We start from the raw sequence: 3,008 nt of genomic DNA, 5'->3' as shown, positions 1-3,008 counted from the left end.
GCAATTAAATATAATTTACCTGTTATTTTGCACGCCAGAGAAGCTTTCGAAGAAGTTTATAAAATTTTATTGCCTTATAAAAATAAAATTAAAGGGGTTTTTCATTGTTTAGTTAATAATTTAGAAGAGGCCCAAAAGGCTGTTGATTTGGGGTTTTATGTAGGTATTGGTGGTATTGTTACTTATAATAAAGCTTTGATAGCTCATGAAATAGCTCAAAAAATACCATTAGAAAAAATATTATTAGAGACTGATTCTCCGTTTTTAACACCTTTTCCTTTGGAAAAAACACAACGTAATGAACCTGCTTATTTAAAAATTATTGCTGAAAAAATTGCTTTTTTACGACAAATAAGTTTTTCTGATGTCGTTCAACAAACAACTCAGAACGCTAAAAATCTTTTTTTAATTGATAAATTATAATTATCAATTTTAGAGGTTACTATTTGTTTAAGTTTATAAAAGAGAAGGATATTAATTTTTATATGTCAGATGATTCAAGTAAATTAATAGATATTCAACAAGATTCTATATCTTGGCATGAACATAGAAATAATTATATTAATGCTTCTGAAGTAGCCGCTATCATGGGTTTAAATCCTTTTGAAAGTGTTAAGTTATTATTTAAAAGAAAATTATTCCAAGAGAAAATAGAAGTAAATGAAGCTATGCGTCGTGGACGTCGTTTAGAACCTGAAGCTAGATTTTTTTTTAATTCAGTTCGTCAAATGAATTTTGTTCCAGCTGTTTTTGTAAAACAATTTATGTCTGCTTCTTTAGATGGTTGGAATTCTGAATCTCGAAGTATTTTAGAGATTAAATGTCCTATTTCCTGCGATACTGCTTCTTGGAAAGAATTTTTTTTAAATGATAAAATACCAAAATTTTATTATGCGCAAATTCAAGCTCAACTTTATTGTTCTAATGCGGATAAAGCTTTTTTTTTGGTATATTATACTTATCAACATTCTAAAGTTATAGAAGTTTATAAAGATTTAGAGTTTATTAATAATATGTATAATAAATGTTTTAATTTTTACAAATTATTTAATGAAGCGAAGCAAATTTTGAAAAAATTGGGTGATTTAAAAAAAATTAAGGAATCTTTAAAATTATAAAAAATTAAAAATATAATTTTGATTTTTATATTAAAATTTTAGAGATTATTTTTTTTAATTTATTTATATTTATTGATTAAAAATTTATTATTTTTAGGCCAATTTATTTTGAATTTTATTATTAGACAAATTATGATAATTAAAAAACATAATAATAATAAATATTTATCTTGTGGCCTAGGATAGGCATAAACTTCATTCCAAGCATCATTGATTTGTTTTTTAGTTTGGACATTATATTTATATATATTGTCTTTGTCGTTTATATTTATTTTTAATGAGTTATTATTTTCGTTTATGTTTTGGTAAGGAGAATCATATCCTACAAAAGAAGTGTTTTGTTTGAGATTATCATTTTTTAATAAAAAATTGATAAAATCATATGCTCCTTTAGTATTACTACCTTTGGGTAAAACTAAACTATCTACCCAAATATTTGTTTGATAAATATTATTTTCGTGATCATTGAAATCATAATATTCAAGATTCGGATTTTGCTGCATTAGATATCTAGCATCTCCTGAATAAGTAACAGCTATATCGTAACGTTCTTGATTTGCTATACGCATATTATCTAAAATTTGATCTGTAACAAAAAATAAATTTTTATTTTTTTGTTTTAAATTTAATAACCAATTTTTAGCTTTATTAATTTCTGTTGGATTAGCTTGGCTTATATTACCTTGGGTTGCTTTTAATCCAATAAATATTCCTTCAAAAGGGTTATTATATAATGCTACTTTATAATCATTATTTTGTAATAATTGTGTCCAATGTTTGCTGATTTGGTCTTTAGTAATTTTTTGTTTATTATATAAAAAACCTAGTTTTCCCCAAAAATATGGAATAATGTATTCTTTGATATTCATAGGTAATTTATCTTTTTGGATTTTTTGAAAATTTTCGTTTAATTCAGGATAATTAATTAATTTATTTTTATCTATTTTATTAAGATAATTATCTTTTAATTGTTCTATAGCATATTCGCTTAAAATGGCAATATCATAAACATCACCTGTTTTTATTTTATTGATAGCTATTTCGTTAGATGAGAAAAAATTTTGTTTAATCACAAAATCATTTGATTTATTGTTATAATCTGAAATAATTTTAGGATCAATATATTCGCCCCAATTAAATAATATTATACTTTGTTTAGCAGAGTTGTGATATGTAATTCTATATAAATTTGCTATAAAAATTATAAATAGACACCATATTATAATTATTATTTTTTTCTTAGTACTCATATTTTATTTTTTTTTATAGAATGACAATGAAAAATGATTTTTACTAAGATAAATAAAATTAGAAGCGACGATAAAGCGTTAATAGTAGGATTAATAGTGCCTTTTAAACTGTATATATAAGCTGAGATATTTTGGAAATCAGAACCTCCAGCAAAATAAGAAATAATAAAATCATCAAAAGATAAAGCAAATGCTATGCTTGCTCCAGCTATAATAGAATTTTTTAATTGAGGTAAAATTATTTTAATTAAAGTTTGCCATGGTGTAGCGCCTAAGTCATAAGCTGCTTCAATCGTATCTACATCTAGATTACAACATTTACTGTAAATTGTTACTAATACATAGGGGACGCTAAAAGAAATATGCGATAATAACATACGCCAAAAACCGTTGTTTAACCTCATAAAACTAAATAGAACAAATAAAGATAAAGCATTTATTATTTCGGGTATAATAATAGGAAATTGGTTAGTGGATAAAATTATTTTTTGCCATTTTTTATTATAATTCATTAAAGAAATGGCTGCTAAAGTTCCGATTATAGTTGATATAATGGTAGACAATAAAGCTATTTCTAAAGTTACTATTATGGCTTTTTTAACGGATTCATCTTGTGTTATTTTTCGATACCATTTAAAAC

At 24.0% G+C, this 3,008-nt stretch carries 4 protein-coding genes; 2 read left to right on the top strand and 2 right to left on the bottom strand.

Going from position 1 to position 3,008, the window contains the following annotated elements:
• Together OC710_RS02555 and OC710_RS02550 are read left to right on the top strand one after the other, a co-directional pair.
• On the top strand, nucleotides 1–423 hold a 423-nt coding region (locus OC710_RS02555; RefSeq protein ID WP_304515005.1), incomplete at its 5' end, for a TatD family hydrolase.
• Between the two features lie 62 nt (nucleotides 424–485).
• Complete coding sequence (locus OC710_RS02550; protein ID WP_054598465.1) at nucleotides 486–1,118, top strand: lambda-exonuclease family protein; 633 nt, start codon at nucleotides 486–488, stop codon at nucleotides 1,116–1,118.
• Nucleotides 1,119–1,177: 59 nt separating this feature from the next.
• Here the strand turns inward: OC710_RS02550 and OC710_RS02545 are convergent, their stop codons facing one another.
• Both OC710_RS02545 and OC710_RS02540 read right to left on the bottom strand, forming a co-directional pair.
• On the bottom strand, nucleotides 1,178–2,368 hold the full coding sequence (locus OC710_RS02545; protein WP_004995377.1) for an ABC transporter substrate-binding protein: 1,191 nt from the start codon (nucleotides 2,366–2,368) through the stop codon (nucleotides 1,178–1,180).
• The coding region (locus tag OC710_RS02540) for an ABC transporter permease (protein WP_304515004.1) at nucleotides 2,365–3,008 on the bottom strand (644 nt) is incomplete at its 5' end. The genes OC710_RS02545 and OC710_RS02540, both read right to left, overlap by 4 nt.

The sequence above is a fragment of the 'Vigna radiata' phytoplasma genome, assembly GCF_030586915.1.
Taxonomy (GTDB): Bacteria; Bacillota_I; Bacilli_A; order Acholeplasmatales; family Acholeplasmataceae; genus Phytoplasma; species Phytoplasma australasiaticum.
This window is presented reverse-complemented; position numbering and strand designations above follow the sequence as displayed.

Coding starts and splice junctions, on each gene's coding strand:
- OC710_RS02550 (WP_054598465.1), top strand. CDS start 486: ATGTCAGATGATTCAAGTAAATTAATAGATATTCAACAAGATTCTATA.
- OC710_RS02545 (WP_004995377.1), bottom strand. CDS start 2,368: ATGAGTACTAAGAAAAAAATAATAATTATAATATGGTGTCTATTTATA.